Genomic DNA, 14,675 nt, shown 5'->3' with positions numbered 1-14,675 from the left:
CCTACTTATTCCCTGCTTGTCCAAGAAAATCTAAAAAAAATGCACCAGCGCACGCTGGCGCAAGAGGGTCAACTTTTACCGGTCAGACATCGACCTAGACAAGGGCAGGGATCCGAGATCCTCCCAAGGCCTCCACCAATGCCCGCACTTGAGCCACCATGGCCACTTCATCCTGGAGCCGGCTGACAGCTTTGCCCACCCCTACACCTGAAGCGCCGGCAGCAATGGCCAAGCGCACTGTTACCGTCGAGAGGCCGGAAGCGCAGATAACCGGTACCGAGACGACACGGCTAATTTCATAGGCGGCGGCCAGGGTGGGGGCAGCCTTCTCGATCAGGCCCAGGGATCCCCCGTGAACCGGCTCGGCACTGGTGCTGCCCTCGGTTTGGATGAGATCGGCTCCCAGATCCTCCAGTTTCTCGGCCAATTCTGCCTGTTGATTCAGAGGCAGAGTGTGGGGAACGGTTACCGACAAGAGCGTGCGGGGCAGAAGAGAGCGGGTTCGGCGGGTAAGGTCTAGGACTTCCGCTGCGGAGAAGATGCGGCCTGAAGGGTAGAAGCTGTCGTAATTGCCGATCTCGGCCATGTCTGCTCCTGCCTGTACGGCTGCGGCCAACTGCTGCGGCTCCACCGCCGACACACAGATGGGCAGATCGATCTGGGCGCGTACCCGCTGCACCAATTCGGGGCTGGCAGCGATATCCACCCAAGTGGCCCCTCCCTGTTGGGCGGCGCGGGTGATGCTCAGAACCGACTGCAGGTCGAAGTTTTGTAGACCGCTGATGATCTTGAGGGCCCGACGTTGGGCCAGAGCGTCGAAAAGAGCAGCGTGAGAGGCAGTGGTCATAGGCTCGTCAGCTTGTGGAAAGGCAGTCTAAGAGGAGTGAAAACAAATGGCTGCTAAAACTGGGCTTGGGGAAGCCTTTGCTCAGTCTAGAGGGTTTGCCTCAATCCCACAAGGGTCCCTCTTTACCCCATCATCCCAGTCCTTTTGGCTCACCACAATTCTTCAATAGATTCAATAGAATAGGGATCCCTTCTTGCAAGCCATCATGTATCGCTCTCCCTTCCCCTTCCTGGGCCTGCCTGAGCCGGATCCGGAGATGGCCCAAGCAATTCTCCTGCCCGTCCCCTACGAGGCCACCACCTCCTATGGCAAAGGCACCGCCAAAGGCCCTCAGGCGCTGTTGCAGGCTTCTGCCTATGTGGAGATCTACGACGAGGTACGGGATCGCCAGCCAGCTCTTCACCCCGACTTCTCGGAAGAGATCTCCCGCTACTGGACGGCACCGCCGGTGGAGTTGGAAGGTCTGGGATCTTCCGCCCAGGAGCTGGCTATGGCCGAAATCCAGCGTCGCGCTGCCGAGTGGGTGAGACCGGGGCGGTTCCTGCTTTCCATCGGTGGGGAGCACTCCATCACCGGGCCGCTGATTGCTGCCCACCTGGCCCATTATCCGGAGCTGCACGTCCTGCAAATCGATGCCCACTGCGACCTGAGAGATAGCTACGAGGGATCCCGCTATTCCCATGCTTCTGCTATGGCCCGCGTGGTGGAGCAAGTGGGTAGCCGCCTCACCCAAGTGGGGATCCGCTCCATCTGCGCCGAAGACCGCCAGACCATTCGCGAGCGCCGTCTGCACACCTTTTTTGCCCACAGCTTGCACGCCAAGCCGGCCCAGGAGTGGATCCCAGAGGTGATCGCCACCTTGGGCCCCCAGGTTTACCTGACGGTGGATGTGGATGGGCTGGATCCCGCTGTGGTGCCGGCCACCGGTACCCCCGAACCTGGCGGCTTGGGCTGGTGGGAGACGGTGGAGCTGATTCGGGCACTAGGACAGCAACGGCAAATCATCGGCGCCGATGTGGTCGAGCTGTCGGTCACGGGAGAACGGGAAACCGATCGCCGCAGCGCCTTCACGGTCGCCAAACTGGCCTATCAGATCTTGGCTGCGGCCTTGGGTTAAGCTCAAGAAGAGCTTGGCCGGCCATCCCCGGGGCACCTGTTCGAGTTCTTTAGGTTTTTGGGTAACACACCTGTGAAATCGGCCCACCCCCGTCGTCCTGCTTTTGAACTTCCCGCTTTGTCCTGGATTCCCTTGGTGGGTGGGGCATTGCTGCTGATCCTCTTGGCCACCTTGCTGCAGTGCTTGGTGGTGGTGCCTGCCGGCACACGGGCCGTGGTGTTCAACTCCCTGACGGGGCTGAAGCCGCAGCCGCTGGGAGAAGGGCTGCACCTCCTGCTGCCGCTGGTGGAAACGCCTATCTTCTACGACGTGCGCACCCAAACCTACACCATGGCCTCCCAACGCTCCGAAAACCAGGGGGATGATGCGTTGAAAGTGCTCAGCGCCGACGGCCAGCAGATCTCCCTCGATGTCTCGGTGCGCTTTCGCTTGGATCCCGACCAAGTGGCCCACCTGCACCAGACCATTGGCCCTTCCTACGTGGACAAAGTGATTCGCCCAGAGGTGCGGACGGTGGTGCGCAATGAACTGGCTTTGCACCGCGCCATCGCCGTTTTCTCGGAAGAACGCGAGCAGATCCAGGAAAATGTGGAGCGGCAGCTCTCCAGCATTTTTGCTGAGAATGACCTGATCTTGCAAAACGTGCTGCTGCGCAATGTCCGCTTCTCCGACCAATTCCAAACGGCCATCGAGCAAAAGCAAATTGCCGAGCAAGAGAAAGAGCGGGAACGCTTCCTCGTGGAAAAAGCAGAGCTGGAAAAACAACGATTGGTGATCCTGGCAGAAGGAGAAGCCCAAGCCATTCGCCTCCAGGGGGAAGCCCTGAAGCAAAACCCAGAAGTGGTGCAGTTGGACTACGCGCGCAAACTGGCGCCCGGCACCCGCGTGATCATCTCCCGACCGGATCCCTGGCAGCGGTAGCGGACAGCCCGTTGGCTCTGGGTTCTGCAAAAATCTATCCCAGAGCATTGTTGCCAATTGGAACGAGAATGGGGATAGCGATCCCCGGCCTGCTGACCTGACGATGCCCCTTGACGAGCAGCTCATCCACAGCCGCATTCAGGCCATCCGAGCCCAGATCCCAGGCCATGTGGAGATCATGGCAGTGAGCAAAGGCTACACTGCCGACCACATCCGCGCCGCCTATCGGGCTGGGATCCGCCACTTTGGGGAGAGTCGAGTGCAAGAAGCCGCCGTCAAACAAGGGCAACTGCAAGATCTGACCGATATCGTCTGGCACTTGATCGGGCATCTGCAGACCAACAAAGTCAAACCGGCCCTCAAGCAATTTGCCTGGATTGACAGCGTCGATAGCTTGCGCCTGGCCAAGCTGATCAACCAAAAAGCCTGGGAGCTGCACCTCACCCCCAAGCTTTGCCTGCAGGTTAAATTGGCTCCGGATCCCAATAAGTTCGGCTGGCTCATCCCCGATCTGTTGCAGAGCCTCCCCGAACTGAACCAACTGCTGCAGGTGCAAATTGTGGGCCTGATGACCATTTTGCCTTTGGGCTTGAGCTCAGAGGCGGCCCTAGACCTGTTTCGCAAGCTGGCCGAACTGGCCGATTACATCCAGCGCAGCGGCTATGAACATCTGCAGGTGCACACCCTCTCCATGGGCATGTCCGACGATTACCTCCTGGCGGTGGCAGCAGGCTCTAACTTGATCCGGCTGGGGCGCGCTTTGTTTGCCGACGCCGAGCAGGAATAGATGTGACCTCTGTGAAGCCGTTAAATTTTTGTGTAAATATTTTGTGTAAAGCCGTGCAACTCCCCAGTCGCCCTGCGGGGCACCTTTGGGGCGAGAGTTCGGCTTGGATAATCAAAAGTGGGGGGATCCCGCCCAGGATTTGCCCTATGGGGGAAATTTTGGGGAAATTTGTAATCATTTGCGTTACTTCCGTTAACGTGGGCTCAATCCAGACGGGGAGCAGAGTTCAATCCTGCCAAACAACGGCTTGGCAAGTGAGATGACATCTTCACTTCTTCTGGGTAAACTCTAGTCGTCGAATCAATGGGGTTTTGTTAACCTGCGTTAGCCCCCACCTGCTTCGGCAGCTTTCTGAGCAAACCCTGTCTCAGCCTATTGAAAGACTTTGACCGAGAATAAAAGGACGCCCCCTAGCTTGAGTGAGCCACTCAGGATCCAATCAAGAGCCTGAATCCTACGCTCGCCGTAAACCCATGACCTGTAGTGAGGATGTGCATATGAATGTCAATGGAATCTGGAGCAGGGTAAGAGATTTTGTGGGTCTGAATGATCCCGTGGACGGCCTGGAGGAGTACTCTGAAATGGAAGGGCAGGATGATTACCAACTGCTCTACGAGGGACGCCGTTCCCAACCGGCTGCTCCCCCCGAAGAGGAGGAAGTGAGTACCCTTCCGCGAGGGCGGCGGCAACGGGGAGTGGAAGCGGGGGAGGGCTCTGCCGGTCGAGAAGAGTCGCGGGGCCATCGGCGCAGTCAGCATCGGGATCGCTCAGCAGGGGGCAGTATGGGGAGCAACGTGATTGGATTACCGGGCGTAAACCCACCCACCAGTGAAGTGGTGGTGATGGAGCCGCGCAGCTTCGATGAGATGGCTCAGGTTATCCAGTACCTACGGGAGCGCAAGACGGTGATCATGAACTTGACCCTAATGGATCCCGCTGAGGCGCAGCGCTCTGTGGATTTCGTTGCCGGCGGCACCTACGCCATCGATGGCCACCAAGAGCGCATCGGAGAGAACATTTTTTTGTTCACCCCCAGCACGGTGATGGTTTCCACCCCCAGTAGCCAAGTGGTGCAGCCGCTGCAGCGCCCTTTGCAAAGCCCTACCCCCCTCTGGCCCAGCACCTATGAGCATCTGCAGGCAGTAGGTCAGCACTAGTTGCTATGGAGCGGCCACTGCTAAGTGTTATCGGGGGTGGAGCCATGGGATCCGCCCTGCTGCGGCGTTGGGTAGCTGTGGGAGTTTATCCCGCAGCGCAGGTGGCCTTGCGGGAGCCTGATCTGGATAAGGCTGTGGCCCTGCAGCAGGAGCTGGGTATCCGATTGTTGGCGGATCCATCCCAGGCGGGAGAGTCTGAGATTCTGTTTCTGGCCGTTAAACCGCAGCTCTTCCCGACAGTGGTGGCTGAGATGGGCCGGCTGTCCGCCACAGAGCTGGTGATCTCGATTATGGCCGGGATCCCCTTGCAGCAGTTGCAGCAGGCTTTTCCCAAACAAAAGGTGGTGCGCACGATGCCCAACACGCCGGCGCTGGTGGGGGCGGGCATAACGGCCATCAGCTACGGGCCAGGGGTGACGCCTATGCAGGTGGAGCAGGTGGAGAAGCTGTTTCGCGCGGTGGGCGAGGTGGTGACGGTGGCCGAAAGCCAGATGGATGCGGTGACGGCACTTTCGGGTTCCGGGCCGGGGTATCTGGCGGTGATTCTGGAAGGGCTGATCGACGGAGGGGTACAGGTGGGGCTGCCGCGTCCCATTGCTACCCAGTTGGCCCTGCAGACCTTGGCGGGTACTGCTGCCCTCTTGCAGCAAGAAAATCTGCACCCTGCCGTTCTCAAAGACCGGGTCACCAGTCCAGGGGGGACGACCATTGCCGGGATCCAAGCCTTGGAGCAGGCGGGGGTGCGGGGAGCCCTGATGCAGGCAGTGCGAGCGGCCTACGAGCGCTCTTGCCAGTTACAGGGATCCTAGCGGGCCAGCAGCCCTTGCCACAGGGGGCGGGTGATCCAATTCCATCCCACCTTGAGCTGGTGTTCCAGTGTGGGCAGGCGCACCAAATAGGCAGTTCGCCGGGCCAAATAGCCCAGGGGGCCGGTCAGTGTGAGGCCGCCAAGGGCAGAAAGCACCGCCGTATCCACCCCCAGGCTGAGCATTTCCCCCAGAGAAAAGTAGCGAAAGGGCAAGAGAGGCCGCTCCTGGGTGAGCAAAGCCCACAGGTTCCAGGCGCAATAACCGGCCTGTTGAAAAGCCGCTTGGGCTGTGGCCGGCACCGGCTGTCCCTCCGCATCTACCACCGCCGCTGCATCCCCCAAGGCAAAGATCTCTGGGAAGGTGGGGGTCTGTAAGGTGGGCAAAACCTGCAGCCGTCCCCGCTCGGTTTTGGGCAGAGCCCAATTGGCAATCACCGCTGCCGGTCGGGTTCCGACAGTCCACAGCACAGCATCCACAAGATCCGTAGCAATCTCCTGGCTCTCCAGTCGCTGGAGCTGCAGACGGAAGGGAGGGGCGCCGTTCTCGCCAAGGGCCTCGATGCCCAAGACCTTGGTTTGCAACTCCACCTGCACCCGCCGTTGGGCCAGCGCCTCTTGGGCCGCCTCCCGGCTGGAGGGAGCAAAGCCGGACAAGATTTGGGATCCCAACTCGATGAGGCGGATCCGTCCCCGCCAGCCCAGCCGATCCGCCAATTTGCAGGCCAGTTCCACGCCACTGGCCCCTGCTCCTGCAATGGCCAGAGCCACAGGCTGAGCCGGATCCCGGTCTTCCAACGCCTTCAGGTGGGCGCGCAGCCGCTGAGCATCTGCCAGGGTGCGAAAGGGAAAAGCAAACTCCGCCGCTCCCGGAACGCTCTCCAGAGGGGTTTCTCCCCCCAGCGCCAGCACCAGCGCGTCGTACTCCAAGCTTTGCCCATCTTCCAGCTCCACGCGGCGGGCTTGAGGGTCAATGGCCTGGACAGATCCGCGGCGAAACTGCACCGATCCCGGGGGCAGCAGATCTTGAAAACGGGGGGCCACCTCCCAGTCTTCCATTTCTCCGGTGAGCAGCTCATAAAGCAGGGGGGCAAAGACGAACCGCTCCTGCCGATCGACCAAGGTGATCTGGGGTGGTTCTGGCCAGGGTTGCCGGCTCAGTTCCAAAGCTGTGTACAACCCGCCAAAGCCGCCCCCAAGAATGCAAATGCGATTCATGCTCGGATGGTTCACGTGACGTTATCAGACGTTATCAAAGTTGCGCGAAAGGCCCCGACTTAACAATCACACCCTGCTGATGCAGAAGGGGCAACGAGGGATGGCCCACCTTGGGCTTGAATTGATTTAAACTTTCCCGGCTAGACTTCTCCAGCGTAGTCTTTGTTGCCCCAGCTTTGCCAAGCCGGCACTTCTGACAGGGAAGCCCGTCGCTCGTCCAGCCAAGTTTGGAGAATTACCGCCGCCGACTGCTGATCGATCAAGCCCTTCTGGGCTTTGGCCGGGATCCCCGCCTCGCGCAGATCCCACTCCGCCTGCGCGGTGCTCAGGTATTCATTGACGGTAACAATGGGAAGATCCACGGCCACCTGCAAAGCGCGCACGAACCGCTGGACTTTGCGGGCCTGGGATCCCACCGACCCATCCGCCAGAAGGGGGATCCCCACCACCACCACGGTGGCCTGGCGGCGGCGGATCCACTCCTGCACTTGGGCAATATCCTCTGAGAGGGAACGGCGCTGGATCACCCCCAGGCCAGTAGCCAGCAGCCCCAGCCGGTCGGAGCCGGCCACGCCAATGCGGCGGTTGCCTACATCCAGCCCCAGCGCTGAAAGGGGATCCCTTGTGGCAGAATAGTTCAGGCTTATCGACATCCTTGCTGATCTTTATGGCTGCCTGGCCCCCTTTGGGGCTTGCAGTTTCCGTTCCCCTATCCTCTCTCGATGACCCTGTTTGGAGCAACACTCGATGACCAGCGCTACCCTGTCTTTCCCGAAGCATGAAGTGAAAGATCTGAACCTCGCCCCCCTGGGCAAGCAACGGATCCAGTGGGCGGCGCGGGAGATGCCGGTGCTGGCCCAGATCCGGGAGCGCTTTGCTCAAGAAAAGCCCTTGGCCGGGCTGCGCTTAGTGGCCTGCTGCCACATTACGACCGAAACGGCCAACCTGGCCCTGGCTCTACAAGCAGGGGGGGCGGATAGCGTTCTCATTGCCAGCAATCCCCTCTCCACCCAAGACGATGTGGCCGCCAGCCTGGTGGCGGACCATGGCATTTCGGTGTTTGCCCTCAAAGGAGAAGATGTGGCCACCTACCGCCGCCATGTCCAGATTGCCCTAGATCACCGCCCCAACCTGATTATCGACGATGGCGGAGATGTGACGGCGGAGCTGGTGCAGCACCGTCAGGAGCAACTGTCGGAGCTCATCGGCACCACGGAAGAGACCACCACTGGCCTGGTGCGCCTTAGGGCCATGCTCAAGGCGGGGGTGCTCAGCTTCCCGGTGATGACCGTCAACGACGCCGAGACCAAACACCTGTTCGACAACCGCTACGGCACCGGCCAATCCACCCTGGACGGGATCCTGCGCTGTACCAACATCCTTCTGGCCGGGAAGACGGTGGTGGTGGCTGGCTACGGCTGGTGCGCCAAGGGAGTGGCCATGCGGGCCCGCGGCATGGGATCCCAGGTGATTGTCACGGAAGTCAACCCGGTGCGGGCTCTGGAGGCGGTGATGGACGGCTTCCGGGTGATGCCGATGGAAGAAGCCGCTGCTCTGGGGGACATCTTCATCACCGTCACCGGCAATAAGCACGTGATTCGCGGCGAGCACTTCGACCGCATGAAGGATGGGGCGATGGTCTGCAACGCCGGCCACTTTGACATTGAAATCGACCTGGTGGCGCTGCAGGAGCGGGCCGTCTCCCGACAGACGGTGCGCCCCTTTGTGGAAGAATACCGTCTGCAGTCGGGCAAGTCAGTGTTGGTGCTGGGGGAAGGCCGCCTGATTAACTTGGCTGCTGCCGAAGGGCACCCCGCCAGCGTCATGGACATGAGCTTTGCCAACCAGGCCCTGGCCTGCGAATACCTGGTGAAAAACCGGGGCCGCTTGGCCCCAGGGCTTCACCCCATTCCTCTCGAGGTGGACGAGGCCATCGCCCGCCTCAAGCTCAAAGCCATGGGGATCCAAATCGACAGCCTCACCCCCGAGCAGATCGAGTACGGCAACACCTGGACTGCCGGGACTTAAGTGGGTTTTGGGAATTCAATCGGGAGCTGAGTCTGGGATCCCAAGCAGCAGGGCTAGCGTGCTCCCCCCAACCTCGAGCCAGGAGGGGATTCCTAGATTCTGTGAACCTGCGACCAAACGCGGGTGGGCAGACCCCAGACGTAGATGAAGCCTTCTGCCGCTTTGTGGTCGAACTGGTCTCCTGCGCCGTAGGTGGCCAGCTCTGGGTTGTAAAGAGAGTAGGGAGAGCGACGGCCCACACAGACTGCCTGGCCCTTGTGCAACCGCATCCGCACGACACCGGTGACGCTTTTCTGGGTGGCGCGGATAAAGGCGTCCAGAGCCTCCCGCAGCGGCGAGTACCAAAGGCCGTTGTAGATCAACTGGCTGTAGGTGGTCTCGATGCCGTACTTGTAATGGATGACATCGCGGGTGAGGGTGAGGCTCTCCAGCTCGCGGTGGGCTTGGATCAAGACGGTTAAAGCGGGGCACTCGTAGATCTCCCGCGACTTGATCCCCACCAGGCGGTTTTCAATCATGTCGATGCGGCCCACCCCATGCAGGCCAGCTAAGGAGTTGAGCTGCTCGAAGAGGGCTTTGGGACTGAGGCGCTGCCCATCCACCCCGACAGGGATCCCTTGCTCGAACTCAATCTCCACGTAGGCGGGCTCGTCGGGTGTCTGGGAAATAGGCCGGGTGAGGGCATACACTTCCTCCGGCGGCTCCCGGTCGGCATCTTCTAGGATGCCGGCTTCAGCGCTGCGGCCCAAAATGTTGAGGTCGATGCTGTAGGGGCTGGACTTCTGCACGGGCATGGGGATCCCGTAGCGCTCCCCATAGGCAATGGTCTCCTCGCGGGTCATCCCCCACTCGCGGGCAGGGGCCAACACTTTGAGCTGGGGATTTAGAGCAGCAATAGCCAGATCAAAGCGCACCTGGTCGTTGCCTTTGCCGGTGCAGCCGTGGGCCACCGCATCGGCGCCCACCTCTTCCGCCACTTCCACCAGCAGCTTGGCAATCAGGGGTCGGGCCAGGGCCGTGGAAAGGGGGTAGCGCTGCTCGTAGAGGGCGTTGGCCTGGATGGCCGGGAAGGCATAGTCGGTAATGAGGGCCTGGACAGCCTCCCGCACCAGAGATTGCTCTGCCCCCGCCCTGAGGGCTTTGGCCTGAATGGCCTCCAGCTCCGCCCCCTGCCCCAAGTCGACTGCCAGGGCCACCACCGATTCCACCCCCCACTCGTGCTTGAGATAGGGAATGCAGACGGAAGTATCCACCCCGCCTGAATAGGCCAATACCACCTTCTTTGCCCGTCCCATGGGATCCCGCCGTTGCCGTTAAAAAGTTGCTAGCCCATTATGCCCTGTGGCAGGGATCCTGGCTGGCCTCAATGTCGGTTTCCTCAGCTATTCTCAAGGGGATTTCTCCTGCCGGGGAAAGGCCGGGGGTGTGAGTGAGGTGAGCATGGCTGGCAAAAAGACGGCTGCGGCGTGCCGGGGATCTGAGCCCAAGCGAACTGTGGGGCTGGGGATCCTGTCGCTGCTGAGCTTTGTGGCCGGGATGGGGTTTGCCGCCCTCTCCCAGCCAGAGGTGGGATCCCCTGTTGCCGTCTCCGAGCCGGAGGTGCCCCGTTTTACCGCCCACGGTTGGCCCTTGTTGGATCCCTTGCCGCAGCCGGACGAGATTTGGGAGTGCGAGCTGGTGGTGGTGGGCGGATCCCTGGGAGGGGTGGCAGCGGCAGGCCATGCCATGCGAGGGGGGGTGCAGACCTGTCTCATCGAGCTCACCCCTTGGCTGGGGGGTCAGATTACCTCCCAGGGGGTATCGGCCATTGATGAATCGCTGCCGATGCGGCAGCGGGGCAATTTTTCCCGCCACTGGCTGGAGTTCAAGGCCTTGATCGAAAGCCAGCCGGTGCATCTGCCGGCCTGGACAGGGATCCCGCCGGGAACCCGCGTATCCGAGATCAACAGCTGCTGGGTGGGAGGGCTGTGTTTTCCGCCCCAGGCCGGGCTGCAGGCGGTGGAAACCTGGCTGCAACAGGCAGCTCAAAATGCCCCCAACAGCCGCTGGGCTACCCAAACGGCTTTTAAGGGGGCCACCTTCAGCGCCGATGGATCCCAGATTGAAAGCATTTACGCTGTGCAGCGGCAGCCGCGGGATCCCAACTTTGTGCCGCCGGGACGGCTGTGGCGGGAGCTGGTGAGCTGGTATGGCTGGCAGGAGACGGAAGTTTTTGCCAAACGGGTGTTGAGGCTGCAGGCACCACCAGGCCGCAACCTGTTTGTTATCGATGCCACCGATACCGGCGAGCTGGTGGGCTGGGCCGGGATCCCCTATCGGCTGGGTTCGGAAGGGCGAGACGTGACCGGAGAGCCCAATGCCGCCCCCGCCAGCAACCCGGAGTGCACTCAAGCCTTTACCTTTCCCTTCGTGCTGGCCATCCACGACGATGGCGGGCGCTCCCGCGCCGAGCTGGTCCAGCTGCAGCCGGGCTATTCCCGCGCCGAACACCGCCGCGAGTTCGACATGGAGGGTTTCCCCACCTTCAGCGGCCAGAGCTTTTTCAATTACCGCCGCATCGTCAGCAAGGGCCGCCGGGATCCCTTCTACAGCACGCCTGTTCCAGGCGACCTGACGCTGGTGAACTGGAACCGCGGCAACGACTGGGGGATCATGAACCCGCCCCTGATCCTGACGGAAGAGCGGCTAGTGGCCTCAGGGCAGCGCCACAACTGGCTGGGGGGCCTGGATGTCTCGGCCATCAAAGATGGAGAAAACCACGCCCTGCTGTTTGCCGAGTGGCTGATGGAAACTCAATCCCGCTCTGGCTATCCCCTCTCCTTGGTGTTTGCCGAAGAGTCCTTGCTGGGCACTCGCTCTGGCCTTAGCCTCTACCCCTACATCCGCGAAGGTCGGCGCATCCTGGGGCGAGCTGCCTACGGCCAAGCAGAGTTCATGATGTTGGAGCAGGATATTCGCGTCGGCACCGCCGGGGGGCGGGACTTCAGACCTACCGTGGTGGGGGTTACCCACTACGCCATCGATATCCACGGCTGTCGCTACCGCAACTGGGAGCCCTCTCTTTCGGCCAGCTCCGCGCCAGTCAACGAGTTTTCCGTCCGTCCCATTCTCATTCCCTTGGAAGCCCTGATCCCGCAGAAGGTGGATAACCTGCTCATCGGCGGCAAAGGGATCGCCGTCAGCCACATTGTCAACGCCGCCACCCGCGTGCATTACGGTGAATGGACCATCGGCTCGGCAGCAGGCCTGACCGTGGCTTGGCTGCGCAGTCAAGCTCCCGGCCTGATCCCAGCTCAGATCGTACCGCAAGGCAAAATAGCCGATTTACAGCTCTACCTGATCTCCCATGGGCAAAGACTGCAATGGTGAACCCAGAGGACACCGTCTCAGCGCGAACGACAGATCCCCACCCAATCGACCCAATTTTTCCGATATCGGGGCCCTAGCCCTCAGAGGGAAGTGAATCGGGATCCCTGCCTGCGCGGGCATCTTCGCTACTTTTGCCATAGCGCTGCTGCCGCCACCACACCAACAGGGGACTGGCGATAAAAATGCTGGAATACACCCCCAAAGTAAAGCCAATGAGCAGGGCAATGGCAAACCCCTTCAAGGTAGCTCCCCCGAAAATGGCGATGGCAACTAGGGGCAGCATCGTCGTCAGGGTGGTGTTCAGGGAGCGGGCAAAGGTCTGGTTCAGAGATAGGTTTACCACCTCGGCCAGGCTGACCTTGCGGCTCACCAGACGCAGATTCTCGCGGATGCGGTCGTAGATGACCACGGTGTCGTTGACGGAAAAGCCGATGATGGTCAGCAGCGCCACCACAAACAGGCTGTCCGCCTCCATACCCACCGTCAGGCCCAAAAGGGCAAATAGCCCTATCGTCAACACTACATCGTGCAGCAGCGCCACAATGGCAAACACCGCGTAATCCCACTGAAAGCGCAGGGCCAGATACACCACAATCAGGCCGAAAGAGATGAGCACGGCCACGATGCCGGAACGCAAGAGCAAACGCCCCACCGTCGGGCCAACCGTCTCGACCAGATTGCGCTGGAAGGGGGCAACCTCCTGCCGCAGGGTGGCTTCCACGGCCAGCCGCTCTTGCTCAGTCAAGGGGGGCATGCGGATCAGGGCTTCCTGGCCCGTTTGGGTGTCCAGCTGGATGATGCTGGTGCCCAGGTTGTGTTCCTGCAGCGCCCGTCGCAGCTCCTCGGTGGTGACAGGCCGCTCAAAGCTCAGATCCAGCAAGGTGCCGCCGGAAAAATCCAACCCCAGCCGCAGGGGAGTTCCCAGAGAAGCCAGGGAAAAGGCCATGCTGACCAGCCCCACCAACAGCACCGCCAAGGACAAGCTGAACCACAGCTTGCTCCGTCCAACAATGTCGAAGCGATAGTCGAGCAACCGAGAGGCGGGATCTACGGGGGATAGCTCTTGAGCCGTCATGATTGGGCCGCCTCCATCCGAACGCCGTAAAACTCAGGTTTGCGCAAGCTGGGGATCCCCATTGCCGCCAAGAGCAGGCTACGGGTGCAGGTGATGGCCGTAAAGAAGCTCACCAGAATGCCAATGCCCAGGGTTACCGCAAACCCTTTCACCAGTCCCATCCCCAGCCAGAAAAGCACGCCACAGACCAAAAGGGTGGTCACATTGCTGTCCAGGATGCTGCTGAAGGCGCGGTTAAACCCTTCCGAAATGGACTTGTAGATGGATTTGCCGGCCCGCAACTCTTCTTTGATGCGCTCGAAGATCAGCACATTGGCATCCACCGCCATGCCGATGCTGAGGATAAAGCCGGCGATCCCCGGCAGAGTCATGGTTACCCCCAGCAGTTGGAAGAGAGCAAAGGTACAGAGGGCGTAGATAAGCAGAGCAATGTCCGCAATCAGCCCTGGCAGGCGATAGTAGGCCACCATAAAGAGGAAAACCAGCACCAGGCCCCCGATCCCGGCATAGAGGCTGCGGCGCACGCTCACTTCCCCCAAAGTGGCCCCGACAGTGCGATTTTCAATCACCTGAATGGGAACCGGCAGCGCTCCTGCCCTGAGCTTGACCGCCAAGTCAGTGGCGGTTTCCACCGTAAAATTGCCCGTGATCACCGCCGTCCCGCCGGTGATGCCGGTGCGGGCAAACTCCGGCCCCACGATCGGGGCACTGATCAACACGTCGTCCAGAAAAATGCCCAATGGACGTTCTGTTCCGGCCAGATCTCGGGTGAGCTGAGTAAATTTTTCTGCCCCCTCCGGCTTGAACTCCAGCAGCACCTCCCAACTCTGGGATCCGCGGCGAGGGGCTTGGGGATAGGCATTGCGCAGCAGATCCCCGGTGAGGCCGACTCGCTCAAACAGAGTATCCGGATCCTCCCCCGCGGTTATCTCTCCCCGCTCGTTGCGGGGCAGCGCGCCGACGGGAACCAAGCCCTTGCGAAACTCCAGTTGGGCTGTATCTCCAAGGAGAGCAATGGCCCGATCCGGATCCGCCACCCCCGGCAACTGCACGAACAGGCGGTCTTGGCCGCTGATCTGCACCAGAGGCTCAGCCACCCCCAGCCCGTTGATCCGCTGCTGGATGACGGCCTCTACCCCCTGCATCACTTCGGGGGTGATTTCAGGCACCTCCTCGGTGGGCACAGCTTGTAGCGTGAGCTGGGTTCCTCCCTTGAGGTCAAGGCCAAGGCGAACCTCCCGGCTGAAGCCCAGGTAAACGAGGGCAACCACCACGGCCAAGATGAAGATCAGCCCTCGCAAAAAGGAGAGCCGACTGAGCCACGAAGCTGAGGATCTAGCCATACTGCTGA

13 protein-coding genes are annotated in these 14,675 nt (G+C 61.0%); 7 read left to right on the top strand and 6 right to left on the bottom strand.

The genetic code is table 11. From position 1 onward, the window contains the following. Positions 1-94 precede the first annotated feature (94 nt). The gene (locus ACVW0B_RS00625) at positions 95-847 is read right to left on the bottom strand and encodes a DUF561 domain-containing protein (RefSeq protein WP_011433343.1); all 753 of its coding nucleotides are present in this window, start codon (positions 845-847) and stop codon (positions 95-97) included. A gap of 193 nt (positions 848-1,040) precedes the next feature. Here ACVW0B_RS00625 and speB point away from each other — a divergent pair, with 193 nt between their 5' ends. From speB to proC, 5 genes are all read left to right on the top strand, one after another. Continuing rightward, a complete protein-coding gene (gene speB, locus ACVW0B_RS00620; RefSeq protein WP_457490694.1) occupies positions 1,041-1,964 on the top strand; it encodes an agmatinase in 924 nt (307 codons plus the stop codon). A 72-nt stretch (positions 1,965-2,036) separates the two neighbouring features. Further along, complete coding sequence (locus tag ACVW0B_RS00615; protein ID WP_011433345.1) at positions 2,037-2,885, top strand: prohibitin family protein; 849 nt, start codon at positions 2,037-2,039, stop codon at positions 2,883-2,885. A gap of 103 nt (positions 2,886-2,988) precedes the next feature. Continuing rightward, complete coding sequence (locus ACVW0B_RS00610) at positions 2,989-3,672, top strand: YggS family pyridoxal phosphate-dependent enzyme (protein WP_414522430.1); 684 nt, start codon at positions 2,989-2,991, stop codon at positions 3,670-3,672. 581 nt (positions 3,673-4,253) lie between these two features. Further along, entirely contained in the window at positions 4,254-4,829 is a 576-nt protein-coding gene (locus ACVW0B_RS00605; protein WP_011433347.1) for a cell division protein SepF, read from the top strand. A 5-nt stretch (positions 4,830-4,834) separates the two neighbouring features. Continuing rightward, on the top strand, positions 4,835-5,638 hold the full coding sequence (proC, locus tag ACVW0B_RS00600) for a pyrroline-5-carboxylate reductase (RefSeq protein ID WP_011433348.1): 804 nt from the start codon (positions 4,835-4,837) through the stop codon (positions 5,636-5,638). Here the strand turns inward: proC and ACVW0B_RS00595 are convergent. Together ACVW0B_RS00595 and ruvX are read right to left on the bottom strand one after the other, a co-directional pair. After that, positions 5,635-6,852 carry an NAD(P)/FAD-dependent oxidoreductase gene (locus ACVW0B_RS00595; protein ID WP_457490693.1) on the bottom strand — a complete coding sequence of 406 codons (1,218 nt, stop codon included), beginning with the start codon at positions 6,850-6,852 and terminating at the stop codon, positions 5,635-5,637. The two genes, proC and ACVW0B_RS00595, sit on opposite strands and share 4 nt — an antisense overlap. A gap of 140 nt (positions 6,853-6,992) precedes the next feature. After that, positions 6,993-7,505 carry a Holliday junction resolvase RuvX gene (gene ruvX / locus ACVW0B_RS00590; RefSeq protein WP_011433350.1) on the bottom strand — a complete coding sequence of 171 codons (513 nt, stop codon included), beginning with the start codon at positions 7,503-7,505 and terminating at the stop codon, positions 6,993-6,995. A gap of 94 nt (positions 7,506-7,599) precedes the next feature. On the opposite strand from ruvX, the gene ahcY reads away from it, so the two are divergent. After that, positions 7,600-8,880, top strand: coding sequence for an adenosylhomocysteinase (ahcY, locus tag ACVW0B_RS00585; protein ID WP_457490692.1), 1,281 nt, complete (start codon positions 7,600-7,602; stop codon positions 8,878-8,880). A 92-nt stretch (positions 8,881-8,972) separates the two neighbouring features. Here ahcY and ACVW0B_RS00580 read toward each other — a convergent pair whose 3' ends face one another. Beyond that, complete coding sequence (locus ACVW0B_RS00580) at positions 8,973-10,175, bottom strand: argininosuccinate synthase (protein ID WP_457395481.1); 1,203 nt, start codon at positions 10,173-10,175, stop codon at positions 8,973-8,975. A 241-nt stretch (positions 10,176-10,416) separates the two neighbouring features. On the opposite strand from ACVW0B_RS00580, the gene ACVW0B_RS00575 reads away from it, so the two are divergent. Next, a complete protein-coding gene (locus ACVW0B_RS00575) occupies positions 10,417-12,249 on the top strand; it encodes an FAD-dependent oxidoreductase (protein ID WP_457490742.1) in 1,833 nt (610 codons plus the stop codon). Positions 12,250-12,322: 73 nt separating this feature from the next. Here the strand turns inward: ACVW0B_RS00575 and secF are convergent, their stop codons facing one another. Both secF and secD read right to left on the bottom strand, forming a co-directional pair. Further along, positions 12,323-13,324, bottom strand: a complete 1,002-nt coding sequence (secF, locus tag ACVW0B_RS00570; RefSeq protein ID WP_457482518.1) for a protein translocase subunit SecF — start codon at positions 13,322-13,324, stop codon at positions 12,323-12,325. Then, a complete protein-coding gene (secD, locus tag ACVW0B_RS00565; RefSeq protein ID WP_414331113.1) occupies positions 13,321-14,667 on the bottom strand; it encodes a protein translocase subunit SecD in 1,347 nt (448 codons plus the stop codon). Before secD ends, secF begins: the two co-directional genes overlap by 4 nt. Between the last annotated feature and the right edge of the window lie 8 nt (positions 14,668-14,675).

It is taken from the genome of Thermostichus sp. MS-CIW-23, assembly GCF_054059455.1.
This window is presented reverse-complemented; position numbering and strand designations above follow the sequence as displayed.